This is a genomic window from Streptomyces sp. BPTC-684, assembly GCF_030028635.1.
GTDB lineage: Bacteria > Actinomycetota > Actinomycetes > Streptomycetales > Streptomycetaceae > Streptomyces > Streptomyces noboritoensis.
Genome location: NZ_CP124863.1, coordinates 5,481,682 through 5,506,928 on the forward strand (window position 1 = coordinate 5,481,682; position 25,247 = coordinate 5,506,928).

Consider the following 25,247-nt stretch of genomic DNA (forward strand, 5'->3'; position numbering starts at 1 on the left):
GCCCTCCACAACGCGAATTTCACCGCGCTGCACAACGCCAATCTAGGCGACCGGCCGCCCGGCTGTCCGCACTCAGCGCGGCCGAATTCCGCGGGTCAGTCCTTGTTGACGGCGGCCTTCGTGATGGTGACGGCCGTCTTCGGCGCGCCGTCCCCGGCGCCGCCGGCCACGCCCGCCTTCGCCACGTCCTGCACCACCTTGAGCGTCGCGGCGTCCATCGTGCCGAACGGCGTGTAGCTGGGCGGCAGTTTGCTGTCCTTGTAGACCAGGAAGAACTGGCTGCCGCCGGTGTGCGGCTGGCTGGTGTTGGCCATGGCGACGGTGCCCGCCGGGTACGTCACGGTGCCGTCCGCGCCCGCCTTGCCAAGGCCCGTCAGATTCTCGTCGGGGATCGTGTAGCCGGGACCGCCCGTGCCGTCGCCCTTGGGGTCGCCGCACTGGAGCACGAAGATGCCCTGCGTGGTCAGGCGGTGACACTTCGTGTTGGTGAAGTAGCCCTTGTCGGCGAGGGACTTGAACGAGTTGACCGTGTGCGGGGTCTTCGCCGCCGCCATCTTGAACGCGATGTCACCGGCGCTGGTCTTCAGCGACATCGTGTACGAGGCCTTCTGGTCGATCGCCATCTTCGGCTCCGGCGCGGAGTCCTTGCTGGCCGAGGGCGTCGGGGTGTCGGACGGCGCGGCCGAGTCCGACTTCTTCTTGTCGTCGCCGTCGAAGGCTCCCGTGGCGAAGGCCGCCCCGCCCCCCACGACGACCACCGCGAGGGCGGCCGCGATGACGGTGTTGCGGAGCTTGGACTTGCGGCGGGCCTCCTCACGGCGGCGCTGCTGACGCTCGAACTTCTCCCGGGCGAGCTGGCGCCGGCGCTGATCGCTGCTGACCACCGGTGGTCTCCTTGTGCGGTGTAGTGGAGTACGGACGCGTGTACGCGCGGACTGTGCCCGTACCGTATATGGGTTCGCTGTGACAGGAGCAGCGCCGGTAGGCTCTGAACAGCCGCAATCACCCGTCGTACGAGAAATTGAGGACGATCGTGCTCATTGCCGGGTTCCCCGCCGGGGCCTGGGGCACCAACTGCTATCTGGTCGCCCCCGCCGCAGGCGAGGAGTGCGTGATCATCGACCCGGGCCACCAGGCCGCCCAGGGAGTCGAGGACGCGCTCAGGAAGCATCGGCTCAAGCCCGTCGCCGTCGTCCTCACCCACGGCCACATCGACCACTGCGCCTCGGTCGTCCCGGTGTGCGGGGCCCACGACGTGCCCGCCTGGATCCACCCCTCGGACCGGTACATGATGAGCGACCCGGAGAAGGCGCTCGGCCGCTCCTTCGGCGCGCAGATCATGGGCGAGCTGACCATCGGCGAACCGGACGACGTCAAGGAGCTGACGGACGGCGCGGCGCTGGAGCTGGCTGGCATGGAGCTCACCGTGTCGCACGCGCCCGGCCATACCAAGGGGTCGGTGACGTTCGGGCTGCCCGAGGCGGAGGACATCCCTCCGATCCTGTTCTCGGGCGACCTGCTCTTCGCCGGCTCCGTCGGACGCACCGACCTGCCCGGCGGCAGCCACGCCGAGCTCCTCGAGTCGCTGGGCCGCGTGTGCCTGCCGCTCGACGACTCGACCGTGGTGCTGTCCGGCCACGGCTCCCAGACCACCATCGGCCAGGAGCGCGCCACCAACCCGTATCTGCGGCAGGTGGCCGCCGGCCCGGGAGAGGGCATCGCCTCTCCCCGACGAGGAATGTGACGAGAAGCTTCCCCATGAGTACCTTCCAGGCCCCCAAGGGCACCTACGACCTGCTGCCGCCGAACAGCGCCACCTACCTCGCCGTCCGCGAGGCGATCGCGGCCCCGCTGCGCAACTCCGGCTACGGCTACGTGGAGACCCCGGGCTTCGAGAACGTCGAGCTCTTCGCGCGCGGTGTCGGTGAGTCCACCGACATCGTGACCAAGGAGATGTACGCCTTCGAGACCAAGGGCGGCGACCGGCTCGCGCTACGCCCCGAGGGCACCGCGTCCGTGCTGCGCGCGGCCCTGGAGGCCAATCTCCACAAGGCCGGAAACCTGCCCGTCAAGCTCTGGTACTCGGGCTCGTACTACCGCTACGAGCGCCCCCAGAAGGGCCGCTACAGGCACTTCTCGCAGGTCGGCGCCGAGGCGATCGGCGCGGAGGACCCGGCGCTCGACGCCGAGCTGATCATCCTGGCGAACGACGCGTACCGCTCGCTGGGGCTGCGCAACTTCCGCATCCTGCTGAACTCGCTGGGCGACCAGGAGTGCCGTCCGGTCTACCGGGCCGCGCTCCAGGACTTCCTGCGCGGCCTCGACCTCGACGAGGACACCCTGCGCCGGGCCGAGATCAACCCGCTGCGGGTGCTCGACGACAAGCGGGACGCGGTCCAGAAGCAGCTGGTGGGTGCCCCTCTGCTGCGCGACTACCTGTGCGACGCGTGCAAGGCGTACCACGAGGAGGTGCGCGAGCTCCTGAACGCCGAGGGCGTGGAGTACGAGGACGACCCGAAGCTGGTGCGCGGCCTCGACTACTACACGCGCACGACCTTCGAGTTCGTCCACGACGGCCTGGGCTCGCAGTCCGCGGTCGGCGGCGGCGGCCGCTACGACGGCCTCTCCGAGATGATCGGCGGCCCCGCGCTGCCGTCGGTGGGCTGGGCGCTGGGCGTCGACCGTACGGTCCTGGCGCTGGAGGCCGAGGGCGTCACCCTCGACATCCCGGCCGCGACCAGCGTGTTCGCGGTGCCGCTCGGCGAGGAGGCGCGCCGGGTGCTGTTCCGCGTGGTCACCGAGCTGCGCCGGGGCGGGGTCGCGACGGACTTCAGCTACGGCGGCAAGGGCCTCAAGGGCGCCATGAAGAACGCCAACCGCTCCGGCGCCCGCCTCACCATCGTCGCGGGCGAGCGGGACCTGGCCGAGGGCGTGGTCCAGCTGAAGGACATGGAGTCCGGCGACCAGGTGGCGGTCCCCGTCGCGGAGGTCGTCGAGGCCGTGCGCGCGCGCCTGGTCTGACGGCCGGGTCAACTCGGTACGTACGGCGTCGTCCTGATGGATGACGCCGAGGCCGAAGTGCCAAGTCCGGTCCTCGCGGGCCGGACTCGGCGCGGCGTTGCCGCCGTCCTTATCTCCATCGAACGGTGGCCGGGCCACCGATTGCGGCACAATGGCCCCTGCCCAGCAGCCACGGAATGACGGAACGGCGATATGACCACAACAGTTGACGACGTCTCCTCCGGCCAGGAGCAGGTGAGCACCAAGGGCACCGTCGGCGGCAGCCGCGCGTTCGCGTGGCTCCTGGTGATCACGGGGGCCGCCGGACTGCTCGCGGCCTGGGTCATCACCATCGACAAGTTCAAGCTGCTCGAGGACCCGAACTTCACGCCGGGCTGCAGCCTCAACCCGGTGGTCTCCTGCGGCAACATCATGAAGAGCGACCAGGCGTCGGCGTTCGGCTTCCCGAACCCGATGCTGGGTCTGGTGGCGTACGGGATCGTGATCGCGGTCGGCATGAGCCTGCTGGCGGGCGCGCGCTTCAGGCGCTGGTACTGGCTGACCTTCAACGCGGGCACGCTCTTCGGCGTCGGGTTCTGCACCTGGCTGCAGTTCCAGTCGCTGTACCGGATCAACGCGCTCTGCCTGTGGTGCAGCCTCGCGTGGGTCGCCACGATCTTCATGTTCTGGTACCTGACCTCGCACAACATCCGCCGCGGCCTGCTGCCGGCGCCGGGCTGGCTGAAGTCGTTCCTGTCGGAGTTCACCTGGGTCCTGCCCGTGGTGCACGTCGGGATCATCGGGATGCTGGTCCTGACGCGCTGGTGGGACTTCTGGACGAGCTGACCGGCGCCGGGGCCCTGACACCGGGCCCGGGGGCGTTGTCAGTGGGGTGACATAGGGTTCTTGATGTGGAGCCCGACCTGTTCACCGCAGCCGCAGAGGACCGCCAGGAGAAAGACCCGGCGGGCAGCCCTCTGGCCGTCCGGATGCGCCCGCGCACCCTCGACGAAGTGGTGGGGCAGCAGCACCTGCTCAAGCCCGGCTCGCCGCTGCGGCGCCTGGTGGGCGAGGGGAGCGGCGGCCCCGCCGGGCCCTCTTCCGTGATCCTGTGGGGCCCGCCCGGCACCGGCAAGACGACGCTCGCGTACGTGGTGTCGAAGGCGACCAACAAGCGCTTCGTCGAGCTCTCCGCGATCACCGCGGGCGTCAAGGAAGTCCGGGCCGTGATCGACGGGGCCCGCCGGGCCATCGGCGGCTTCGGCAAGGAGACCGTCCTCTTCCTCGACGAGATCCACCGCTTCTCCAAGGCCCAGCAGGACTCGCTGCTCCCGGCGGTGGAGAACCGCTGGGTGACGCTGATCGCGGCGACGACGGAGAACCCGTACTTCTCGGTGATCTCCCCGCTGCTCTCCCGCTCCCTGCTGCTGACCTTGGAGCCGCTCACCGACGACGACCTGCGCGCGCTGCTGCGCCGGGCGGTCGAGGAGGAGCGCGGGCTCGGCGGGGCGGTGACGCTGGCCGAGGACGCCGAGGCGCATCTGCTGCGGATCGCGGGCGGCGACGCCCGGCGCGCCCTGACCGCCCTGGAGGCGGCGGCGGGCTCGGCCCTGGCCAAGGAGGAGCGCGAGGTCACGCTCCAGACGGTCGAGGAGACGGTCGACCGGGCGGCGGTGAAGTACGACAAGGACGGCGACCAGCACTACGACGTGGCGAGCGCCCTGATCAAGTCCATCCGCGGCTCGGACGTGGACGCGGCGCTGCACTATCTGGCCCGGATGATCGAGGCGGGCGAGGACCCGCGGTTCATCGCCCGCCGCCTGATGATCTCCGCGAGCGAGGACATCGGCCTCGCGGACCCGACGGCGCTGCCGACGGCCGTCGCGGCTGCCCAGGCCGTCGCCATGATCGGCTTCCCCGAGGCGGCCCTCACACTCAGCCACGCCACCATCGCCCTGGCGCTCGCCCCCAAGTCGAACGCGGCGACGACCGCGATCTTCGCCGCGATGGAGGACGTACGGAAGGGTCTGGCCGGGCCCGTCCCGCCGCATCTGCGCGACGGCCACTACAAGGGCGCGGCCAAGCTCGGCCACGCCCAGGGGTATGTGTATCCGCACGATGTGCCGGGCGCGATCGCGGCCCAGCAGTACGCGCCGGACGCGGTGGCCGGCAAGCGCTACTACGAGCCGACGCGCTACGGCGCGGAGGCGCGGTACGCGGACGTGGTGGAGAAGGTCCGCGAGAGGCTGGGCCGGGGGGAGTAGCGTCCCTCACCCCCGGCAACCCGGCCGCCCCCGTACCACCGAGTCCCTCAGTCCGTCGCCGCTTCGAAGAGCCGTCGCATGGCCCGGCGCAGCGGGCCGAGGCCGGTCACCGGCTCCGGGAACTCGAAGCGCGCGTCGAAGCAGTGCCCGGCGGTGTCCTGGAAGCGGACCCGCAGGCCGAACCGGTCGAGCGCGAGCGGCGTGACCGATTTCATTCCCCGGTCCCCGTCGCGCCCCTCGCGCCCCACCAGCCCGCACAGCGACCGCACCTGCTCCCCGTGGTGGGCGTGCAGATGCTGGAGCAGCTCCGTCTCGTCCCGGACCAGCGGATCGGGCAGGGCGGCCGCGAACGCCTCGGGCTCCACGGCGCTCGCGCCCCACAGGTCGTCCACGTACGCCTCGTTGACCTCCAGGCGCAGCGTCATGCTGCCGGGCGGGGCCAGGCCGGGGACGCGGGTGAGCCAGCCGGTGATCCAGGCGCGGCCCCGGATGCGGTGGGGGACGGAGACCGGCGCCACATCGGTGATCTCCAGGACGGCCGACAGCTCGTCGTCCTGGGCGTGGGTCGCGGCCCGTACGACGGGCGAGTCGGCGGGGAAGAGCAGGAAGAGATCGCCCTCGGGGCCCACGTTCCGCAGCCGGGGCTCCAGCTGCTCCGGACGGGCGCCCTCAAGGCCGGTGATGAGCAGCGCCGACGAGCAGGTACTATGTACGAGAGTTCGTGTGCGCTCGGCTGCTGACGGCATCCGGGCGATCTCAAGTCCGCTGGGACGCGGCTGACCACGATCTGATCGGACCTCCGTCACGTGACCGGTGGCATGCTGCGCACCGGTACCGGCCCCGTTCTGAGGGCTGGTGGAGCCGCCCCCTTCTTGAGGGTCGGCCTTCTTCGTGCTGTCCGTGATGTGACTGGTGTTCCCCGGACGAGACATACGATCTCCTTGAGTAAGGTGAGCCTAACCTAACCCAACCATGGAGGTTTGGAGAACGTGCCTAACCAGTCGCGTCCCAAGGTCAAGAAGTCCCGTGCGCTCGGTATCGCGCTGACGCCGAAGGCCGTCAAGTACTTCGAGGCCCGTCCGTACCCGCCGGGCGAGCACGGCCGTGGCCGCAAGCAGAACTCGGACTACAAGGTCCGTCTGCTCGAGAAGCAGCGTCTGCGCGCCCAGTACGACATCTCTGAGCGTCAGATGGCGCGTGCCTACGACCGCGCCAAGAAGGCCGAGGGCAAGACGGGCGAGGCGCTGGTCGTCGAGCTCGAGCGCCGCCTCGACGCCCTGGTCCTGCGTTCGGGCATCGCCCGCACCATCTACCAGGCCCGCCAGATGGTCGTCCACGGCCACATCGAGGTCAACGGTGGCAAGGTCGACAAGCCGTCGTTCCGTGTCCGTCCGGACGACGTCATCACCGTCCGCGAGCGCAGCCGCGAGAAGCACCCCTTCCAGGTTGCCCGCGAGGGTGGCTACGCCGGCGAGGGCGAGACCCCGCGCTACCTCCAGGTGAACCTGAAGGCCCTGGCCTTCCGCCTGGACCGTGACCCGAACCGCAAGGAAATCCCGGTCATCTGCGACGAGCAGCTCGTCGTCGAGTACTACGCCCGCTGATCCAGGCGCAGTAGTCAGCGCTCCGCGCTCCGGCCCGCCGTCCCCTCGCTCCGCACGGAGCGGGAGGCGGCGGGCCCTCGCGTTTCCGGGGCCGGTACGTCACGGGCCCCGGGCACCTCGGGGGCCGTGTCGCCGGGGCCCGCCAGCGCCCGGGCCACCGCCGCGTCCAGGCCGAGCCCGCGGCCCCGGGCCCGGAACGTCCCGTACGCCGGGTCGCCCAGCCGCTCCCGGGCCCGCTGCTCGCACAGCACGTGCGCCGCGTTGAAGCACGCCGAGCCGAACAGCGGCAGACCCACCGACGGCCAGATCCCCTCGGCCGCCCCCTGCAGCACCGCCGCCTCCGCCGGATCGCCGCCGTCCACCGCGACCAGCGCCAGCAGCTCCAGCGCGAGCACCGTGCCCAGCAGGTCGTGGAAGGCGTGGTCGATCACCAGGCACTCGGCGAGCAGCGTCCGTGCCCGGCCCAGGTCCTTGGCGTGCCAGGCCGCGTACCCGAGGACGTACAGCGCGTACGCCCGGGCCCAGCGCTCGCCGTGGTCCGCGCAGACCTCCACCACCTGCTCGCACATCACGACGGCCTCTTCGAGGTGGCCGCCGAAGGCCACCGCCATCGCCAGCTCGATCCGCGCCATCAGCACATTGCTGTTGAGCTCGCCGATCTCCTCGTACTGGGCGAGGGCCGCGCGCAGCAGCTCCTCGGCCCTCGGCATGTCGTCCGAGACCAGCGCCAGACAGCCCGTCCGGTGCACCGCGTACGCCAGCGCCACCGCGTCACCGGTGCGCTCGGCCTCCTCGCGGCACTCGTGCAGGGCCGCGATCGCCGCCGTGGTCTCGCCCCGCAGCACCGAGACGTAGCCGAGCACCCACAGCGCCTTGAGCCGGGCGCCGTCGTGGTCGCCGCCCTCGGCCTCCAGGACCTGGCCCAGCCAGTGCGCGCCCTCGGCGAGCCGCCCGCAGCCCACCCAGCAGAACCAGAGCGTGCCCGCCAGGTACTGGGCCAGGTGCGTGTCCTGCCCGCGGTCCAGCGAGTGGTCCATCGCCGCGCGCAGATTGGGCAGTTCGGCCTCCACCCGCACCGCCACCTCGGCCTGGCGCGGACTGAACCAGTCCAGCTCGCACCAGGTGGCGAGCCCCAGGTACCAGTCGCGGTGGCGCCGGCGCAGCCGCTCCGCGTCGCCGGCCGCCGCCAGCCAGTCGGCGCCGTACTCCCGTACGGTGTCGAGCATCCGGTAGCGCACGCCCGCCGGGCCGTCCTCGCGTACCACGAGCGAGTGGTCCAGGAGCTCCTGCACCACGTCCAGGACGGACTCGGGCGGCAGGTCCGGGCCGACGCAGACGTACTCGACGGCCTCCAGGTCGAACTGCCCGGCGAACACCGAGAGCCGCGCCCACAGCAGCCGCTGGGCCGGGGTGCACAGCTCGTGGCTCCAGCCGATCGTCGTGCGCAGCGTCTGGTGGCGCGCGAGCCCCCCGCGCCCGCCGCCGGTCAGCAGCCGGAAGCGGTCGTCGAGGCGGCGCAGCACCTGCTCCACCGAGAGCGCGCCGAGCCGCCCTGCCGCCAGCTCCAGGGCGAGCGGGATCCCGTCGAGCCTTCGGCACAGCTCCAGGACGGCCGCCGCCCGCTCGTCGGTGGGCGCGAAGCCGCCGCGTCCGGCGGCGGCCCGGTCGGCGAAGAGCGCCACCGCGTCCTCGTCGTCCATCGGCGCGAGCGCGAGCAGCCGCTCGCCGGCCAGGCGCAGCGGCAGCCGCCCGGCGGCGAGCACCCGCAGCCCGGGGCAGCGCCGCAGCAGCTCGCACACCAGCTCCGCGCAGGCGTCCACGAGTTGCTCGTAGCCGTCCAGGACCAGCAGCAGGCTGCGGTCGGCGAGGTGGTCCAGGAGGATGCGGCGGGGCGGGCGGCTGGTGTGGTCGGTGAGCCCGAGCGCGTCGAGGACCGCGTGGTCGAGCAGCCCCGGGTCGGTGACCGTGGAGAGGTCCGCGGGCCGGACGCCATCGCAGAAGCGTTCCTGCACCGCCGTGGCCGACGCGGCGCGCAGGGCGAGCCGGGTCTTCCCGACGCCGCCGACCCCGACCACGGTGGTCAGCCGCGCCTCGGCCAGCAGCCCGTGCAGCGCGGCCAGTTCACGTTCTCGCCCGACGAAGCTGTTCAGCTCTGAGGGCAGATGGGAGCGCATGGGACACGCAGAGTACTCAGACGTAAGCGGTGCGTACAAGCGGCTTGCGCGACTCCGCTCGCGCGGGCTCCTAATGCGGTAGGGGGCAAGACCCTCGGCGCGATAGGGTCGGGGGACAACTTTTTCTTGTCCGACGGTCGATGCGCAGGGAGCGGTGCGAAGTGTCCGGTGGAGAGGTGGCCGGGATCCTGGTGGCCGTCTTCTGGGCGATCCTGGTGTCCTTCCTCGCCGTAGTCCTCGTGAGGCTGGCCCAGACGCTGAAGGCGACGACCAAGCTGGTGGCGGACGTGACCGAACAGGCCGTCCCGCTCCTCGCGGACGCCTCGACGGCGGTGCGCTCGGCGCAGACCCAGCTGGACCGGGTCGACGCGATCGCCTCGGACGTCCAGGAGGTCACCTCCAACGCCTCGGCGCTCTCCACCACGGTCGCTTCGACCTTCGGCGGCCCGCTGGTGAAGGTCGCGGCCTTCGGGTACGGGGTGCGCCGGGCCATCGGACGGAAAACCGGGCCCGCCGAGCCGCCTCGTACGGTGATCGTCGGGCGGACTCTGCCGTCCGCGCGGCGGAGCAAGCGAAAGGGCTGACGCTGCGATGTTCCGCCGTACGTTCTGGTTCACCGCGGGCGCCGCAGCCGGTGTGTGGGCCACCACCAAGGTCAACCGGAAGCTGAGGCAGCTCACCCCGGAGTCGCTGGCCGCGCGCACCGCCGACAAGGCGGTCGAGGCGGGCCACCGGCTCAAGGACTTCGCGCTCGACGTGAAGGCCCAAATGGTCCAGCGCGAGTCCGAACTCAACGACGCGCTGGGGCTGAACGCCTCCAACGTGCGGGAACTCCCGGCGCAGCGCCGCCTCGCGGCCATCGACCAACCCAACCAGCAGAACCCGAAGATCTCCTACAAGAAGATCTCGTACAACCGGAATGAGGACCACTGATGGAGTCGGCTGAAATCCGCCGCCGCTGGCTGAGCTTCTTCGAGGAGCGCGGTCACACCGTCGTCCCTTCGGCGTCGCTCATCGCGGACGACCCGACTCTGCTCCTGGTCAACGCGGGCATGGTGCCGTTCAAGCCGTACTTCCTGGGCGAGACCAAGCCGCCCGCCCCGCGCGCCACCAGTGTGCAGAAGTGCGTGCGCACGCCGGACATCGAAGAGGTCGGCAAGACCACCCGGCACGGCACGTTCTTCCAGATGTGCGGCAACTTCTCGTTCGGCGACTACTTCAAGGAAGGCGCCATCAAGTACGCCTGGGAGCTGCTGACCAGCTCCGTGGCGGACGGCGGCTTCGGCCTCGAGCCCGAGAAGCTCTGGATCACGGTCTACCTCGACGACGACGAGGCCGAGCAGATCTGGCGCGAGAAGATCGGCGTCCCGGCCGAGCGCATCCAGCGCCTGGGCAAGAAGGACAACTTCTGGTCCATGGGCGTCCCCGGCCCCTGCGGCCCCTGCTCCGAGATCAACTACGACCGCGGCCCCGAGTTCGGCGTCGAGGGCGGCCCGGCCGTCAACGACGAGCGGTACGTGGAGATCTGGAACCTCGTCTTCATGCAGTACGAGCGGGGCGCCGGCGAGGGCAAGGAGGACTTCCCGATCCTCGGCGACCTGCCGTCGAAGAACATCGACACCGGTCTGGGTCTTGAGCGTCTCGCCATGATCCTGCAGGGCGTGCAGAACATGTACGAGACCGACACCCTGCGCGTCGTCATGGACCAGGCCACCGAGCTGACCGGTGTGCGCTACGGCGACAAGCACGACACCGACGTCTCCATGCGTGTGGTGGCCGACCACATCCGTACGTCCGTGATGCTCATCGGCGACGGTGTGACCCCCGGTAACGAGGGCCGCGGCTATGTGCTGCGCCGCATCATGCGCCGCGCCATCCGCAACATGCGCCTGATGGGCGCCACCGGCCCGGTCGTCGCCGACCTCGTCGACGTCGTCATCAAGACGATGGGCCAGCAGTACCCGGAGCTGATCACCGACCGCAAGCGCATCGAGACGGTCGCGCTCGCCGAAGAGGCCGCCTTCCTCAAGGCCCTCAAGGGCGGCACCAACATCCTGGACACCGCCGTCACCGAGACCAAGGCCTCCGGCGGCACGGTCCTGGCCGGCGAGAAGGCCTTCCTGCTCCACGACACCTGGGGCTTCCCGATCGACCTCACCCTGGAGATGGCCGCCGAGCAGGGCCTCTCCGTGGACGAGGACGGCTTCCGCCGTCTGATGAAGGAGCAGCGGGAGCGGGCCAAGGCCGACGCCAAGGCCAAGAAGACCGGCCACGCCGACCTGTCCGCCTACCGCGAGGTGGCCGACAACTCCGGCGAGACCGACTTCACCGGCTACACGCTCACCGAGAACGAGTCGACCGTCGTCGGCCTCCTCGTCGACGGCGTGCCCTCGCCCGCCGCCTCCGAGGGCGACGAGGTCGAGGTCGTCCTCGACCGCACCCCGTTCTACGCCGAGGGCGGCGGCCAGCTCGCCGACCAGGGCCGCATCCGGCTCGACACCGGCGCGGTCATCGAGATCCGCGACGTGCAGAAGCCGGTCCCCGGCGTCCACGTCCACAAGGGCGTCGTCCAGGTCGGCGAGGTCACCGTCGGTGCCTCGGCCTACGCCACCATCGACATCAAGCGCCGCCGCGCCATCGCCCGCGCCCACAGCGCCACGCACCTGACCCACCAGGCCCTGCGCGACGCGCTCGGCCCGACGGCCGCCCAGGCCGGTTCGGAGAACTCGCCGGGCCGCTTCCGCTTCGACTTCGGCTCGCCCGCCGCCGTTCCCGGCACGGTCCTCACCGACGTCGAGCAGAAGATCAACGAGGTCCTCTCGCGCGAACTGGACGTCCAGGCCGAGGTCATGTCGATCGACGAGGCCAAGAAGCAGGGCGCCATCGCCGAGTTCGGCGAGAAGTACGGCGAGCGCGTCCGCGTGGTCACCATCGGGGACTTCTCCAAGGAGCTCTGCGGCGGCACCCACGTCCACAACACCGCCCAGCTGGGCCTGGTGAAGCTGCTCGGCGAGTCGTCCATCGGCTCCGGCGTGCGCCGCATCGAGGCCTTGGTCGGCGTGGACGCGTACAACTTCCTCGCCCGTGAGCACACGGTCGTCGCCCAGCTCCAGGAGCTGGTCAAGGGCCGCCCCGAGGAGCTGCCGGAGAAGATCTCCACCATGCTCGGCAAGCTGAAGGACGCCGAGAAGGAGATCGAGAAGTTCCGCGCCGAGAAGGTGCTCCAGGCCGCCGCCGGGCTCGCCGAGGGCGCCAAGGACGTCCGGGGCGTCGCCCTGGTCACCGGCCAGGTGCCGGACGGCACCTCCGCCGACGACCTGCGCAAGCTCGTCCTCGACGTACGCGGCCGCATCTCCTCCGACCGTCCGGTCGTCGTGGCGCTCTTCACCACGGCCAACGGCCGCCCGGTCACGGTCATCGCCACCAACGAGGCCGCCCGCGAGCGCGGTCTCAAGGCCGGTGAGCTGGTCCGTACCGCCGCCAAGACCCTCGGCGGCGGCGGTGGTGGCAAGCCGGACGTCGCCCAGGGCGGCGGCCAGAACCCGGACGCGATCGGCGACGCCATCGACGCCGTCGAGCGCCAGGTCGGCGAGACCGCCTGATGCGACGCGGACGCCGTCTCGCGATCGACGTCGGGGACGCCCGGATCGGGGTCGCCTCGTGCGACCCCGACGGGGTCCTCGCCACGCCGGTGGAGACCGTGCCGGGACGTGACGTCCCGGCCGCCCACCGGCGGTTGCGCCGACTCGTCGAGGAGTACGAGCCCATCGAGGTCGTCGTGGGACTGCCTCGCTCCCTCAGCGGGGGCGAGGGCCCGGCGGCCGTCAAGGTCCGCAAGTTCGCCGGGGAACTGGCGAAGGGGATCGCCCCGATCCCGGTCCGGCTGGTCGACGAGCGGATGACAACGGTCACAGCCACCCAGGGACTGCGCGCTTCCGGTGTGAAGGCGAAGAAGGGCAGGTCGTTCATCGACCAGGCCGCAGCAGTGGTCATTCTGCAGAACGCGCTGGAGGCCGAACGGGTGTCGGGACGCCCGCCGGGCGAGGGCGTCGAAGTGGTTATCTGATCGCGATACGGTAACGTTCCGCGCGATGCGGTGGCATTCGAACAGCCGCCGCACAGCAAAAGAGGCGGACCGTCCGGATGCCTCGCGGCTCTAGGGGACCGATGACTGAGTATGGCCGGGGCGCAGGCTCCGAACCGTGGCATCCCGAGGATCCCCTCTACGGGGACCAGGGGTGGGGAGCGCAGCAGGCCGCGCCCGGTCAGGCCCAGTACGGCGAGCAGCAGCCGCATCAGCAGTACGCCCAGCAGCAGAACCCGCAGCACCAGCAGTACCAGCAAAACCAGCAGCATCCTCAGCATCAGAACCAGCAGCAGTACGCCCAGCAGCCGCAGGACCCGTACGGGCAGCAGCACTACGGTGAGCAGCCCCAGCAGGGCTACCCGCAGGAGCAGTACGTACAGCAGCAGGCCCAGTACAACGCGGGCTGGGACACCACCGGCCAGCAGGCCGCCATGCCCTACGCGGGCCAGCAGCCCGAGGGCTTCCCGGGCTACGGCACCGAGACGCAGGACCACTACGGCACGCCCGAGGCGTATCCGCCGCCGCAGCCCCCGGGGCAGCGGCGCGCGGTGCCCGAGCAGGCGCCGGAGTGGGCCCCCGAGGAGGAGCTGGAGAAGGAGACCCACCCCTTCTTCAGCGACGGCGGCGACGAACCCGACTCCGACGAGGACGAGCCGCGCGGCTCCCGGCGCGGTGGCGGTGGCCGCGACCGCCGGGGCGGCAAGGGGAAGAAGAAGGGCAAGAGCGGACGCGCCTGCCTGGTGCTCGTCGTGGTCTTCTCGCTCGGCGTGGGCGGCGCCGGCTATTTCGGCTACCAGTTCTGGCAGAAGAAGTTCGGCGCGGCTCCCGACTACGTCGGCACCGGCAGCACCCCGGTCCAGGTGGAGATTCCGCAGGGCGCCGGCGGCTACGAGATCGGCAGCATTCTGGCCAAGGCCGGAGTGGTCAAGAGCCAGGGCGCGTTCGTCTCCGCGCAGAACGACAACCCCAAGGGCAAGACCCTCCAGGCGGGCGTCTACACGCTCAACAAGGGAATGTCGGCGGCGAACGCGGTCGCGGCCATGCTCAACCCGGCCAGCCGCAGCAACTTCATCATTCCCGAGGGCAAGCGGAACGCCTGGGTCTACGAGCAGATCGACAAGCGCCTCGAACTCAAGCCGGGCACGACCAAGGACGTCGCGAAGGCCCAGGCGAAGAACCTCGGCCTGCCCGACTGGGCGAACGACAACAAGGAGATCGCGGACCCGCTGGAGGGCTTCCTCTACCCGGCCAGCTACCCGGTCGCCAAGGGCGCCAAGCCCGAGGACGTGCTGCGCAAGATGGTCTCCCGCGCCAACCAGGAGTACGGCAAGGCCGACCTGAAGGGCATGGCGTCCAAGCTCGGCCTGAAGTCGCCCCTCCAGGTCCTCACGGTCGCGAGCCTCGTCCAGGCGGAGGGCAAGTACAAGCACGACTTCGACAAGGTCGCGCGGGTCGTCTACAACCGCCTCAAGCCCAACAACACCGAGACCTACGGCCTGCTCGACTTCGACTCCACGGTCAACTACGCCAAGAGCGAGTCGACCCTGGACACGGGTGCGGTCAAGGACCTGCGCCACTTCAAGCACCCGTACAACACGTACTACATCCACGGTCTGCCGCCCGGTCCGATCGGCAACCCCGGTGAGTCCGCGCTGCACTCGGCGCTCAACCCGACGCCGGGCCCGTGGTACTACTTCGTCTCCGTCACCGAGAACGAGACCCTGTTCGCGGTCACCAACGAAGAGCACGAGCAGAACCGCAAGAAGTACGAGAAGGAGAAATCCGGCCAGTGAGCTCCGTGAGCCAGGAGAGCGGTGCGCGACGGGCGGCCGTACTGGGATCGCCCATCGCCCACTCGCTCTCCCCGGTGCTGCACCGCGCCGCCTACCGGGAACTCGGCCTCACCCACTGGTCGTACGACCGGTTCGAGGTGGACGAGGACGCGCTGCCCGGCTTCATCGGCGGGCTCGACCGGTCCTGGGCGGGGCTCTCGCTGACGATGCCGCTGAAGCGGGCGGTCATCCCGCTGCTGGACGGCATCAGCGACACCGCCGCCTCGGTGGAGGCGGTCAACACGGTCGTCCTCACCGCCGACGGGCGCCGCTACGGCGACAACACCGACATCCCCGGCATGATCGCCGCGCTGCGCGAGCGCGGCGTGGAGCGCGTGCCGTCCGCCGCCGTGCTCGGCGCGGGCGCCACCGCGTCCTCCGCGCTGGCCGCCCTCGCCCGCATCTGTACGGGTGAGGTCACCGCGTACGTGCGCAGCGCCGCCCGGGCCGAGGAGATGCGGGGCTGGGGCGAGCGGCTCGGGGTCGCCGTGCGCACCGCCGACTGGGCGGACGCGGCCGGGGCCTTCGAGGCGCCGCTTGTCATCGCCACCACCCCGGCAGGCACCACCGACGCGCTCGCGACGGCCGTCCCCGAGCGCCCCGGCACCCTCTTCGACGTCCTGTACGACCCGTGGCCGACCCCCCTGGCCGCAGCCTGGTCCGCGAACGGGGGCCCGGTCGTGGGCGGCCTGGACCTCCTGGTACACCAGGCAGTGCTCCAGGTGGAACAGATGACGGGCGTGGAGAAGGCTCCCCTGGCGGTCATGCGCAAGGCGGGCGAGAAGGCACTGGCGTCCCGCTGAGGTTTTCTGCTCGTACGGCTGAGGCTTTTTCGTACCGGCTGAGGTGGCGCCCCTTCAGGGGCGCGGGGAACTGCGCGACCGGCCACAATGCTCCCGCACCTGACGAAGAAGCGTCCGCTTGCTGGACCGTCGGCCAGGCCGGCGCACCGGACATGGGAGGATCAGGGGAGGCGGGCCAGGGCCGCGCACCCGGCCGCGCCGTCGCAGTTCCAAGGCGCGAGAGCAAGAGGAGCACCGTTGAGCAGGTTGCGCTGGCTGACCGCGGGGGAGTCCCACGGACCCGCACTGGTGGCGACGCTGGAGGGCCTTCCCGCCGGCGTGCCGATCACCACGGAGATGGTGGCGGACCACCTGGCCCGCCGGCGCCTCGGCTATGGACGCGGCGCCCGGATGAAGTTCGAGCGCGACGAGGTCACCTTCCTCGGCGGCGTCCGGCACGGCCTGTCGATGGGCTCGCCCATCGCGATCATGGTCGGCAACACCGAGTGGCCCAAGTGGGAACAGGTCATGTCGGCCGACCCCGTGGACCCCGAGATCCTGGCCGACCTGGCCCGCAACGCGCCGCTGACGCGCCCGCGCCCCGGGCACGCCGACCTCGCGGGCATGCAGAAGTACGGCTTCGACGAGGCCCGGCCGATCCTGGAGCGCGCCAGCGCCCGTGAGACGGCCGCCCGCGTGGCCCTCGGCGCGGTGGCCCGCTCGTACCTGAAGGAGACGGCGGGCATCGAGGTCGTCTCGCACGTGGTCGAGCTGGCCTCGGCCAAGGCGCCGTACGGCGTCTACCCGACCCCGGCCGACGTCGAGAAGCTCGACGCCGACCCGGTGCGCTGCCTGGACGCGGACGCGTCGAAGGCGATGGTCGCGGAGATCGACCAGGCCCACAAGGACGGCGACACGCTCGGCGGCGTGGTCGAGGTCCTGGCGTACGGCGTGCCCGTCGGTCTGGGCTCGCACGTCCACTGGGACCGGCGCCTGGACGCCCGCCTCGCCGCCGCCCTGATGGGCATCCAGGCGATCAAGGGCGTCGAGGTCGGCGACGGCTTCGACCTGGCCCGGGTGCCGGGCTCGAAGGCGCACGACGAGATCGTGAAGACCGCCGACGGCGTCAAGCGCACCTCCGGTCACGCGGGCGGCACCGAGGGCGGTCTGACCACCGGTGAGCTGCTGCGCGTACGGGCGGCGATGAAGCCGATCGCGACCGTGCCGCGCGCTCTGGCCACCATCGACGTGGTGACGGGCGAGGCCGCCAAGGCCCACCACCAGCGCTCGGACGTGTGTGCCGTGCCCGCCGCCGGGATCGTGGCCGAGGCCATGGTCGCGCTGGTCCTCGCGGACGCGGTGGCGGAGAAGTTCGGCGGCGACTCGGTCCCCGAGACCCGCCGCAACGTCCAGTCCTACCTCGACAACCTGCAGATCCGGTGACCACCGGTCCGCTGGTCGTCCTGATCGGCCCGATGGGCTCCGGAAAGTCCACCGTGGGCGCGCTGCTGGCCGAGCGGCTCGGCGCGCCCTACCGGGACTCCGACGCCGACATCGTGGCCGCCCAGGGCCGGGAGATCGCCGACATCTTCGTCGACGAGGGAGAGCCGCACTTCCGCGAGCTGGAGCGGGAGGCGGTGCGCGCCGCGGTCGCCGAGCACACCGGTGTGCTCGCCCTCGGCGGCGGCGCCGTCCTCGACGCGTCCACGCGCGCGCTGCTGTCCGGCCTGCCGGTCGTCTATCTGTCCATGGACGTCGAGGAGGCGGTGAAGCGGGTCGGCCTCAACACCGCCCGCCCGCTCCTCGCCGTCAACCCGCGCCGCCAGTGGCGCGAACTGATGGAAGCCCGGCGCCATCTGTACACCGAAGTAGCCCGGGTCGTCGTCGAGACCGACGGCCGTACCCCCGAAGAGGTCGCCCAGGCGGTCCTCGACGCACTGGAGCTGAAATCCGCATGAGCGAGCAGGCACCCACCCGGATCCACGTCGGCGGCGCCGCCGGGACGGACCCGTACGAAGTGCTCGTCGGCCGCAACCTCCTCGCCGAACTGCCCGGCCTGATCGGCACGAAGGCCCGCAAGGTCGCCGTCATCCACCCGGAGGCGCTGGCCGGCACCGGCGACGCCATCCGCGAGGACCTGGCCGCGCAGGGCTACGAGGCCATCGCCATCCAGGTGCCCAACGCCGAGGAGGCGAAGACCTACGAGGTCGCCGCGTACTGCTGGAAGGCGCTCGGCCAGTCCGGCTTCACCCGGACCGACGCCGTCGTCGGCGTGGGCGGCGGCGCCACCACCGACCTCGCGGGCTTCGTCGCGGCGACCTGGCTGCGCGGGGTGCGCTGGATCTCGGTCCCGACCACCGTGCTCGGCATGGTCGACGCGGCCGTGGGCGGCAAGACCGGCATCAACACCGCCGAGGGCAAGAACCTGGTGGGCGCGTTCCACCCGCCCGTGGGCGTCCTGTGCGACCTCGCGGCGCTGGACTCGCTGCCGGTCCACGACTTCGTCTCCGGCATGGCCGAGGTCATCAAGGCCGGCTTCATCTCCGACCCGGTCATCCTCGACCTGATCGAGGCCGACCCGGCGGGCGCCCGCACCCCCGAGGGCCCGCACACGGCCGAGCTGATCGAGCGGGCGATCCGGGTGAAGGCGGAGGTCGTCTCCAGCGACCTCAAGGAGTCGGGCCTGCGCGAGATCCTGAACTACGGGCACACCCTCGCGCACGCCATCGAGAAGAACGAGCGCTACAAGTGGCGCCACGGCGCCGCCGTCTCCGTCGGCATGGTCTTCGCGGCCGAGCTCGGGCGCCTCGCCGGGCGCCTCGACGACGCCACGGCCGACCGGCACCGCTCCATCCTGGAGTCGGTGGGCCTGCCGCTCACCTACCGCGGCGATCAGTGGCCCAAGCTGGTCGAGAACATGAAGCTGGACAAGAAGTCGCGGGGCAACCTGCTGCGCTTCATCGTCCTGGACGGGCTCGCCAAGCCGACGGTCCTGGAGGGCCCGGACCCGGCGGTGCTGCTCGCGGCGTACGGCGAGGTGTCGTCGTGAGCCGTCGCGTCCTGGTGCTCAACGGCCCCAACCTGGGCCGCCTGGGCTCGCGCGAGCCGGACGTCTACGGGGCGACGACGTACGCCGGTCTCGTCGAGGTCTGCCGGACCCTCGGCAAGGAGCTCGGCTTCGACGTGGAGGTCCGCGAGACCAACGACGAGGGCGACATGATCCGCTGGCTGCACGAGGCGGCCGACGGAAAGATTCCGGTCGTTCTCAACCCGGGCGCGTTCACCCACTATTCGTACGGAATGCGGGACGCGGCCGCCCAGCGCACCGCCCCGCTCATCGAGGTGCACATCTCGAACCCGTACACCCGTGAGGAGTTCCGCCACACCTCCGTGGTGGCGGCCGTGGCGAGCGGCACCGTCGCGGGCTTCGGCATCGGCTCGTACCGCCTGGCGCTGCGCGCGCTCGCCGACGAGATCGGCGGCTGACCGGGCACCTTCGCCGCACCCCGGCCGTTCACACTGCGACGGCCGGGGAAGGTACGGTTCTGGACCGGACGCCTCCGACGGGCGTCGGACCAGCGCCAGTTGCCTTGTACGAGACGGAGTGGCACCGGATGCAGCACGAAGCGGGAGCGCCGCTTCCGCCGCCCCACGCGCCGGGGCACGGAGCGGGGCCCGACTGGGCTTTCGCCGCCCACCAGCCCGTGGCCCGCCCCGTGGCCCAGGGCGGCCCCGCGGCACCGGGTGCCCACCAGCCCGCGGCCCAGGCCGCTCCCGTGGCGCCGGGTGCCCACCAGACCCTCGCCCACGGCGCCCAGCTGCCCCCCGTCCCCGGCCCGCCGCCCCCACCGCCCGCGGCCCCGGGCTGGCACGCCCCGCCGTCCCGGGACACCACGGGGCACGTCCAGCTGCCCCCGGGCGGCCCCGTGCCGCTGCCGCATGCCCCGGAGGGCACCGGGGTCACCACGCTCGCCGTGCTGCTCATAGGCCCGGCGGGCGCGGGCAAGACGACGGTCGCCCGCTACTGGGCCCAGCACCGCCGCGTCCCCACCGCCCACATCAGCCTCGACGACGTGCGCGAATGGGTCTGCGCGGGCTTCGCCGACCCGCAGTCGGGCTGGAACGACCACTCCGAGGCGCAGTACCGCCTGGCCCGCCGCACCTGCGGTTTCGCCGCGCGCAACTTCCTGGCGAACGGCATCTCCTGCATCCTCGACGACGCGGTCTTCCCGGACCGCCCGGTGGTCGGCCTGGGCGGCTGGAAGCGCCACGTGGGCCCGGGCCTCCTCCCGGTCGTCCTCCTCCCGGGCCTGGACGTCGTCCTGGAGCGCAACGCCGAACGCTCCGGCAACCGCCGCCTCTCGGACGAGGAGGTGGCAGGCATCCACGGCCGCATGGCGGGTTGGTACGGCTCGGGCCTCCCCATCATCGACAACTCCCCATACGACGTCCCCACGACGGCCCGCCTACTGGACGACGTCTTGGCGAGGGCGATCGCGAGCCCGCCGAGCTGGTGAGCCCCCTCAGGGGCGCGGGGCTGTGACATTTGCGGCCCCGCCGCGTGGGCGCGACACCAGCGAGCGGGGGGGGCGCCCCTTCAGGGGCGCGGGGAACTGCGCGACAAGCCCCCACCGGCCCGCAGCAGAAAAACAACCGGGGCGAAGCCCAAAGCCGGTCCGGCCACTGAGGACGCATCGGCCACCGGGACGACCCCCGGTCGGACGCGCAGAGACGGCCAACCCCCCGCCCCCCAAATACGCTCGACGCATGTCAGAGGTGTACGCGACCCGCCGCGGCTGGCTCAAGGACCGCTGCGCCGCCACGGGCAGCGCCGCGGCCCTGGTCTCCCGCCCCGCCAACGTCCGCTATCTCGCGGGCGGCGCCCCGCCCGGCGCCGTACTGCTGCTCGGCCCGGCCGAGGACGTCCTGCTCTGCCCCCGTACGCCCACCGGCGACCTCGTCGAGGGGCGGCTGGACGAGCAGCTGCGGGTCACCGTGCTGCCCACGCCCTCGGGCGACCCGGCGGTCGCCGCGGCCGACCTCGCCCAGGCCAGTGGCGCCGACTCGCTGAGCGTGGAGGAGCACGACCTCACCGTCGCCCGCCACCGCGCGCTCGGCTCGGTCGCGCCCCGGCTGCTCCTCGGCGACCTCGGGGGAGCGGTCGAGCAGAAGCGGCTGGTCAAGGACGAGGAGGAGATCGCGTGCCTGCGCATCGCGGCCGAGATCGCCGACCAGGCGCTCGGTGAGCTCCTGGAGTCGATCCTCGTCGGCCGCACCGAGCGCCACCTCGCCCTGGAGCTGGAGCGCCGCCTCGTCGACCACGGCGCCGACGGCCCCGCCTTCACCACCTCCGTCGGCACCGGCCCCCACTCCGGCCTCGGCGGTCACCGGCCCTCGGACCGGCGGGTCGAGGAAGGTGATTTCCTCTCGGTCTGCCTGGGCGCGACCTACCGCGGCTACCGCTGTGAGATCGGCCGTACGTTCGTCATCGGGACGACTCCCGCCGACTGGCAGATCGAGCTGTACGACGTCGTCTTCGCCGCTCAGCGGGCCGGCCGGGAGGCGCTGGCGCCGGGCGCCGAGTACCGCGCGGTGGACCGCGCGGCACGCCAGGTGCTGGACGCCGCGGGCCACCCGGAGGGCCTGGGAGCGTGCACCGGACACGGCGTCGGCCTCGAAATCAGCGAGGACCCGCAGCTCGCACCTGGAGCCATGGGTAAACTGGACGCTTGCGTGCCGGTCACCGTCGAACCGGGGGTCCACCTCCCGGGCCGGGGTGGTGTCCGAATCGATGACACGCTCGTCGTCCGCCCCGAGGCGGACGGTGGGCCAGAGCTACTCACCATTACGACCAAGGAACTGCTCGCGCTCTAGCTCCGCTGTGCCGCGCACCCTCGGTCCCACCAGCTTCAGTCCAGGAGATTCCGCAACCGTGGCTTCCACGAACGACCTCAAGAACGGCATGGTGCTCAAGCTCGACGGGGGCCAGCTCTGGTCCGTCGTCGAGTTCCAGCACGTCAAGCCCGGCAAGGGCCCGGCCTTCGTGCGCACCAAGCTCAAGCACGTGCTCTCCGGCAAGGTCGTCGACAAGACGTTCAACGCCGGTACGAAGGTCGAGACCGCCACCATCGACCGCCGCGACATGCAGTTCTCGTACATGGACGGCGAGTACTTCGTCTTCATGGACATGGACACCTACGACCAGCTGATGGTCGACCGCAAGTCCGTCGGCGACGCCGCCAACTTCCTGATCGAGGGCTTCACCGCCTCCGTGGCGCAGCACGAGGGCGAGGTGCTCTACGTGGAGCTGCCGGCCGCCGTCGAGCTCGTCATCCAGGAGACCGAGCCGGGTGTCCAGGGCGACCGCTCCACCGGTGGCACCAAGCCCGCCATCCTGGAGACCGGCTACCAGATCCAGGTCCCGCTCTTCATCACCACCGGTGAGAAGGTCAAGGTCGACACCCGTACCAGCGACTACCTCGGCCGGGTGAACAGCTAACCGTGGCTGCCCGGAACAAGGCGCGCAAGCGCGCCTTCCAGATCCTCTTCGAGGCCGACCAGCGCGGTGAGTCCGTGCAGACGGTCCTCGCGGACTGGGTGCGCCACTCGCGGTCCGACGACCGTCAGCCGCCGGTCGCCGAATACACGATGCAGCTCGTCGAGGGGTACGCGCAGTACGAGGCGCGCATCGACGACCTCATCTCCACGTACTCCGTCGACTGGACGCTCGACCGGATGCCGGTCGTCGACCGCAACATCCTGCGGCTCGGGACGTACGAGCTCGTCTGGGAGGACGGGACGCCGGACGCCGTCGTCATCGACGAGGCGGTGCAGCTGGCGAAGGAGTTCTCCACGGACGACTCCCCGGCCTTCGTGAACGGGCTGCTCGCCCGTTTCAAGGACCTCAAGCCGAGCCTTCGCCGGGACGCCTAGTCCAGGCCAGGCACCAGGCATACGAAGGGGCCCGCTGTACGTGCGTACAGCGGGCCCCTTCGCCATGTCCGGGACCCGGATGCCTGCCCGGCCCTCCGGGGCGCGCAGAAAGCCGCCGGGCCGGCCGGGACCCGAAGGTCCCGGCCGGCCCGGCGGCACGTTTCTGCTGAAGCGCCGGAGGCGTCAGTTGTCCTCGTGGGCGACCGCGCGGCGCGCGTCCGCGTCAAGGACGCCCCAGCTGATCAGCTGCTCGGTGAGGACCGAGGGCGACTGGTCGTAGATCACGGCGAGGGTGCGCAGGTCGTCCTGACGGATCGACAGCACCTTGCCGTTGTAGTCGCCGCGCTGCGACTGGATCGTCGCCGCGTACCTCTGCAGGGGGCCCGCCTTCTCCGGCGGGACGTGCGCGAGGCGCTCGAGGTCGAGCACGAGCTTCGGCGGCGGCTCGGCGGCACCGCCGGGCGTGGTGCCGGGCAGCAGCTCCTGCACCGGGACCCCGTAGAAGTCCGCGAGCTCGGCAAGGCGCTGTACGGTCACGGCGCGGTCGCCGCGCTCGTACGACCCGACCACGACGGCCTTCCAGCGGCCCTGGGACTTCTCCTCCACACCATGGAGGGACAGACCCTGCTGGGTGCGGATGGCGCGGAGCTTGGCCCCGAGCTGTTTTGCGTATTCGCTGGACATATAGCTCCCCGGACGCTGTGACAACGTGCGGCTCCGCCGCGTGGCTGGTAACTCACTGTGAGGTTACGCAGCGTTACTTGCCCGCGTCAAGCCGAATGGTCCATACCCCCACCCCAGACGGGTGACGACCCCGTGTGAAGACGGGCAAAGGCCCTGGTACCGTGGACGGAGTAATTCCGACGTCCTTTAAGGTCCGTCCCGTGAGGCGGAGAAGGAGGTCCGTTTCGTATGGACACGCAACAGCCCGATGCGGCCCGCCCGGTTCTCGAGGGCCCCGACATCGCGCGGGTACTGACCCGCATCGCCCACGAGATCGTCGAACGCGCCAAGGGTGCCGACGACGTGGTGCTGCTCGGCATTCCCACCCGTGGCGTCTTCCTCGCCCGCAGGCTGGCCGACAAGCTCGAAGAGATCACCGCGGGCAAGATCCCGGTCGGCTCCCTCGACATCACCATGTACCGCGACGACCTGCGCATGCACCCGCCGCGCGCGCTGGCCCGCACCGAGATCCCCGGTGACGGCCTGGACGGCAAGCTGGTCGTCCTCGTCGACGACGTGCTCTTCTCCGGCCGCACCATCCGCGCCGCGCTCGACGCGCTGAACGACCTCGGCCGCCCGCGCGCCGTGCAGCTCGCGGTCCTCGTCGACCGGGGCCACCGCGAACTCCCGATCCGCGCCGACTACGTCGGCAAGAACCTCCCGACGTCGCTGCGGGAGACGGTCAAGGTCCTGCTCGCCGAGGAGGACGGCCGCGACGCCGTGCTGCTCGGTGCCAAGCGGACCGCCCAGGACGGCGAGCAGTAAGCCACCTCCGCATGGAGCACGGGTCGCACCGGCCCGTGCGGTACTTCTGCGCGCCCGCACGCCCGAAACTCCACCCTCCTGGAGAAGAAACCAGATGAAGCGTCACCTCATCTCGGCCGCCGACCTCACCCGCGACGACGCCGTGCTCATCCTCGACACCGCCGAAGAGATGGCCCGGGTCGCCGACCGGCCGATCAAGAAGCTGCCCACCCTGCGCGGCCGTACCGTCGTCAACCTCTTCTTCGAGGACTCGACCCGCACCCGGATCTCCTTCGAGGCCGCCGAGAAGCGCCTGTCGGCCGACGTCATCAACTTCACCGCCAAGGGGTCGAGCGTCTCCAAGGGCGAGTCCCTGAAGGACACCGCCCAGACCCTCGAAGCCATGGGCGTGGACGCCGTCGTCATCCGGCACGGCGCCTCCGGCGCCCCCTACCGGCTCGCCACCTCCGACTGGATCGACGCGGCCGTCATCAACGCCGGCGACGGCACCCACCAGCACCCCACCCAGGCCCTGCTGGACGCGTTCACCATGCGCCGCCGCCTGGTCGGCCGGGACGCCGGGCTCGGCCAGGACCTGGCCGGCAAGCGCATCACCATCGTCGGCGACGTGCTGCACAGCCGGGTCGCCCGCTCCAACGTGGACCTGCTGCACACCCTGGGCGCCGAGGTCACCCTGGTGGCCCCGCCCACCCTGCTGCCGGTCGGCGTCGACCACTGGACCTGCGAGGTCTCGTACGACCTGGACAGCGTGCTGCCGAAGTCCGATGCGGTGATGATGCTGCGTGTGCAGCGCGAGCGGATGAACGCCGCCTTCTTCCCGACCGAGCGCGAGTACTCGCGGCGGTACGGCCTGGACGGCGAGCGGATGGCGAGGATGCCCGAGCACGGCATCGTGATGCACCCCGGCCCGATGGTCCGGGGCATGGAGATCACCGCCGAGGTCGCCGACTCCGACCGCTGCACCGTCATCGAGCAGGTCGCCAACGGCGTCCACACCCGGATGGCGGTCCTCTACCTGCTTCTGGGCGGCAACGAGCCCGCCGTCAGCCACGCCCGCCCCGTCGATTCGGAGACCAAGTAATC

24 protein-coding genes and 1 pseudogene are annotated in these 25,247 nt (G+C 71.2%); 21 read left to right on the plus strand and 4 right to left on the minus strand.

The window, feature by feature from the left end:
• Positions 1 to 95 precede the first annotated feature (95 nt).
• Positions 96 to 884, minus strand: coding sequence for a peptidylprolyl isomerase (locus QIY60_RS24400; RefSeq protein WP_283144333.1), 789 nt, complete (start codon positions 882 to 884; stop codon positions 96 to 98).
• A gap of 149 nt (positions 885 to 1,033) precedes the next feature.
• Here QIY60_RS24400 and QIY60_RS24405 point away from each other — a divergent pair, with 149 nt between their 5' ends.
• From QIY60_RS24405 to QIY60_RS24420, 4 genes are all read left to right on the plus strand, one after another.
• Entirely contained in the window at positions 1,034 to 1,744 is a 711-nt protein-coding gene (locus QIY60_RS24405) for an MBL fold metallo-hydrolase (protein WP_283144334.1), read from the plus strand.
• Between the two features lie 14 nt (positions 1,745 to 1,758).
• Positions 1,759 to 3,021 (plus strand): histidine--tRNA ligase, encoded by a 1,263-nt coding sequence (hisS, locus tag QIY60_RS24410; RefSeq protein ID WP_283144335.1) that lies wholly within the window; start codon positions 1,759 to 1,761, stop codon positions 3,019 to 3,021.
• A gap of 192 nt (positions 3,022 to 3,213) precedes the next feature.
• Positions 3,214 to 3,846, plus strand: a complete 633-nt coding sequence (locus QIY60_RS24415) for a vitamin K epoxide reductase family protein (RefSeq protein ID WP_283144336.1) — start codon at positions 3,214 to 3,216, stop codon at positions 3,844 to 3,846.
• A 65-nt stretch (positions 3,847 to 3,911) separates the two neighbouring features.
• Positions 3,912 to 5,264 (plus strand): replication-associated recombination protein A, encoded by a 1,353-nt coding sequence (locus QIY60_RS24420; RefSeq protein ID WP_283144337.1) that lies wholly within the window; start codon positions 3,912 to 3,914, stop codon positions 5,262 to 5,264.
• A 47-nt stretch (positions 5,265 to 5,311) separates the two neighbouring features.
• Here QIY60_RS24420 and QIY60_RS24425 read toward each other — a convergent pair whose 3' ends face one another.
• Positions 5,312 to 6,010, minus strand: coding sequence for a DUF2470 domain-containing protein (locus QIY60_RS24425; protein WP_283144338.1), 699 nt, complete (start codon positions 6,008 to 6,010; stop codon positions 5,312 to 5,314).
• Between the two features lie 243 nt (positions 6,011 to 6,253).
• On the opposite strand from QIY60_RS24425, the gene rpsD reads away from it, so the two are divergent.
• Complete coding sequence (gene rpsD / locus QIY60_RS24430; RefSeq protein WP_101392271.1) at positions 6,254 to 6,868, plus strand: 30S ribosomal protein S4; 615 nt, start codon at positions 6,254 to 6,256, stop codon at positions 6,866 to 6,868.
• 24 nt (positions 6,869 to 6,892) lie between these two features.
• Here rpsD and QIY60_RS24435 read toward each other — a convergent pair.
• Positions 6,893 to 9,042: pseudogene (locus QIY60_RS24435) on the minus strand (regulator); the annotation flags it as partial.
• 161 nt (positions 9,043 to 9,203) lie between these two features.
• Here QIY60_RS24435 and QIY60_RS24440 point away from each other — a divergent pair.
• The 14 genes from QIY60_RS24440 (at position 9,204) to nusB (ending at position 22,676) form a co-directional block, all read left to right on the plus strand.
• Positions 9,204 to 9,626 carry a DUF948 domain-containing protein gene (locus QIY60_RS24440; RefSeq protein ID WP_079125788.1) on the plus strand — a complete coding sequence of 141 codons (423 nt, stop codon included), beginning with the start codon at positions 9,204 to 9,206 and terminating at the stop codon, positions 9,624 to 9,626.
• 7 nt (positions 9,627 to 9,633) lie between these two features.
• On the plus strand, positions 9,634 to 9,975 hold the full coding sequence (locus QIY60_RS24445; RefSeq protein ID WP_283144340.1) for a DUF6167 family protein: 342 nt from the start codon (positions 9,634 to 9,636) through the stop codon (positions 9,973 to 9,975).
• Positions 9,975 to 12,644 carry an alanine--tRNA ligase gene (gene alaS, locus QIY60_RS24450; protein ID WP_283144341.1) on the plus strand — a complete coding sequence of 890 codons (2,670 nt, stop codon included), beginning with the start codon at positions 9,975 to 9,977 and terminating at the stop codon, positions 12,642 to 12,644. The genes QIY60_RS24445 and alaS overlap by 1 nt, the downstream gene beginning before the upstream one ends.
• A complete protein-coding gene (gene ruvX / locus QIY60_RS24455) occupies positions 12,644 to 13,108 on the plus strand; it encodes a Holliday junction resolvase RuvX (protein ID WP_283144342.1) in 465 nt (154 codons plus the stop codon). Before alaS ends, ruvX begins: the two co-directional genes overlap by 1 nt.
• Positions 13,109 to 13,209: 101 nt before the next feature.
• The gene (gene mltG, locus QIY60_RS24460) at positions 13,210 to 14,922 is read left to right on the plus strand and encodes an endolytic transglycosylase MltG (protein WP_283144343.1); all 1,713 of its coding nucleotides are present in this window, start codon (positions 13,210 to 13,212) and stop codon (positions 14,920 to 14,922) included.
• 5 nt (positions 14,923 to 14,927) lie between these two features.
• Positions 14,928 to 15,764 (plus strand): shikimate dehydrogenase, encoded by an 837-nt coding sequence (locus tag QIY60_RS24465; RefSeq protein ID WP_283146056.1) that lies wholly within the window; start codon positions 14,928 to 14,930, stop codon positions 15,762 to 15,764.
• Between the two features lie 237 nt (positions 15,765 to 16,001).
• The gene (aroC, locus tag QIY60_RS24470; protein WP_283144344.1) at positions 16,002 to 17,186 is read left to right on the plus strand and encodes a chorismate synthase; all 1,185 of its coding nucleotides are present in this window, start codon (positions 16,002 to 16,004) and stop codon (positions 17,184 to 17,186) included.
• Positions 17,183 to 17,701, plus strand: coding sequence for a shikimate kinase (locus QIY60_RS24475; RefSeq protein WP_283144345.1), 519 nt, complete (start codon positions 17,183 to 17,185; stop codon positions 17,699 to 17,701). Before aroC ends, QIY60_RS24475 begins: the two co-directional genes overlap by 4 nt.
• A complete protein-coding gene (aroB, locus tag QIY60_RS24480) occupies positions 17,698 to 18,792 on the plus strand; it encodes a 3-dehydroquinate synthase (protein ID WP_283144346.1) in 1,095 nt (364 codons plus the stop codon). Before QIY60_RS24475 ends, aroB begins: the two co-directional genes overlap by 4 nt.
• Positions 18,789 to 19,229, plus strand: coding sequence for a type II 3-dehydroquinate dehydratase (gene aroQ / locus QIY60_RS24485; RefSeq protein WP_283144347.1), 441 nt, complete (start codon positions 18,789 to 18,791; stop codon positions 19,227 to 19,229). Before aroB ends, aroQ begins: the two co-directional genes overlap by 4 nt.
• 128 nt (positions 19,230 to 19,357) lie before the next feature.
• Entirely contained in the window at positions 19,358 to 20,260 is a 903-nt protein-coding gene (locus QIY60_RS24490) for a Pro-rich N-terminal domain-containing protein (RefSeq protein ID WP_283144348.1), read from the plus strand.
• A 250-nt stretch (positions 20,261 to 20,510) separates the two neighbouring features.
• Positions 20,511 to 21,617 carry an aminopeptidase P family protein gene (locus QIY60_RS24495; protein WP_283144349.1) on the plus strand — a complete coding sequence of 369 codons (1,107 nt, stop codon included), beginning with the start codon at positions 20,511 to 20,513 and terminating at the stop codon, positions 21,615 to 21,617.
• A 58-nt stretch (positions 21,618 to 21,675) separates the two neighbouring features.
• Positions 21,676 to 22,242, plus strand: coding sequence for an elongation factor P (efp, locus tag QIY60_RS24500; RefSeq protein WP_067155763.1), 567 nt, complete (start codon positions 21,676 to 21,678; stop codon positions 22,240 to 22,242).
• A 2-nt stretch (positions 22,243 to 22,244) separates the two neighbouring features.
• Complete coding sequence (gene nusB / locus QIY60_RS24505; RefSeq protein ID WP_283144350.1) at positions 22,245 to 22,676, plus strand: transcription antitermination factor NusB; 432 nt, start codon at positions 22,245 to 22,247, stop codon at positions 22,674 to 22,676.
• Positions 22,677 to 22,859: 183 nt separating this feature from the next.
• On the opposite strand, the gene bldD is transcribed toward nusB, so the two are convergent.
• Entirely contained in the window at positions 22,860 to 23,360 is a 501-nt protein-coding gene (gene bldD, locus QIY60_RS24510; protein WP_067155757.1) for a transcriptional regulator BldD, read from the minus strand.
• A 228-nt stretch (positions 23,361 to 23,588) separates the two neighbouring features.
• Between bldD and pyrR the strand changes: the two genes are divergently transcribed.
• Positions 23,589 to 24,164 carry a bifunctional pyr operon transcriptional regulator/uracil phosphoribosyltransferase PyrR gene (pyrR, locus tag QIY60_RS24515; RefSeq protein WP_067155754.1) on the plus strand — a complete coding sequence of 192 codons (576 nt, stop codon included), beginning with the start codon at positions 23,589 to 23,591 and terminating at the stop codon, positions 24,162 to 24,164.
• A 94-nt stretch (positions 24,165 to 24,258) separates the two neighbouring features.
• The gene (locus QIY60_RS24520) at positions 24,259 to 25,245 is read left to right on the plus strand and encodes an aspartate carbamoyltransferase catalytic subunit (RefSeq protein ID WP_283144351.1); all 987 of its coding nucleotides are present in this window, start codon (positions 24,259 to 24,261) and stop codon (positions 25,243 to 25,245) included.
• Positions 25,246 to 25,247: the final 2 nt, after the last annotated feature.

Excerpts from the sequence above, each read along its gene's own strand:
- hisS (WP_283144335.1), top strand. The coding sequence starts at position 1,759 with ATGAGTACCTTCCAGGCCCCCAAGGGCACCTACGACCTGCTGCCGCCG.
- QIY60_RS24415 (WP_283144336.1), top strand. The coding sequence starts at position 3,214 with ATGACCACAACAGTTGACGACGTCTCCTCCGGCCAGGAGCAGGTGAGC.
- QIY60_RS24425 (WP_283144338.1), bottom strand. The coding sequence starts at position 6,010 with ATGCCGTCAGCAGCCGAGCGCACACGAACTCTCGTACATAGTACCTGC.
- QIY60_RS24445 (WP_283144340.1), top strand. The coding sequence starts at position 9,634 with ATGTTCCGCCGTACGTTCTGGTTCACCGCGGGCGCCGCAGCCGGTGTG.
- alaS (WP_283144341.1), top strand. The coding sequence starts at position 9,975 with ATGGAGTCGGCTGAAATCCGCCGCCGCTGGCTGAGCTTCTTCGAGGAG.
- ruvX (WP_283144342.1), top strand. The coding sequence starts at position 12,644 with ATGCGACGCGGACGCCGTCTCGCGATCGACGTCGGGGACGCCCGGATC.
- mltG (WP_283144343.1), top strand. The coding sequence starts at position 13,210 with ATGACTGAGTATGGCCGGGGCGCAGGCTCCGAACCGTGGCATCCCGAG.
- aroB (WP_283144346.1), top strand. The coding sequence starts at position 17,698 with ATGAGCGAGCAGGCACCCACCCGGATCCACGTCGGCGGCGCCGCCGGG.
- QIY60_RS24490 (WP_283144348.1), top strand. The coding sequence starts at position 19,358 with ATGCAGCACGAAGCGGGAGCGCCGCTTCCGCCGCCCCACGCGCCGGGG.
- QIY60_RS24495 (WP_283144349.1), top strand. The coding sequence starts at position 20,511 with ATGTCAGAGGTGTACGCGACCCGCCGCGGCTGGCTCAAGGACCGCTGC.
- bldD (WP_067155757.1), bottom strand. The coding sequence starts at position 23,360 with ATGTCCAGCGAATACGCAAAACAGCTCGGGGCCAAGCTCCGCGCCATC.
- pyrR (WP_067155754.1), top strand. The coding sequence starts at position 23,589 with ATGGACACGCAACAGCCCGATGCGGCCCGCCCGGTTCTCGAGGGCCCC.
- QIY60_RS24520 (WP_283144351.1), top strand. The coding sequence starts at position 24,259 with ATGAAGCGTCACCTCATCTCGGCCGCCGACCTCACCCGCGACGACGCC.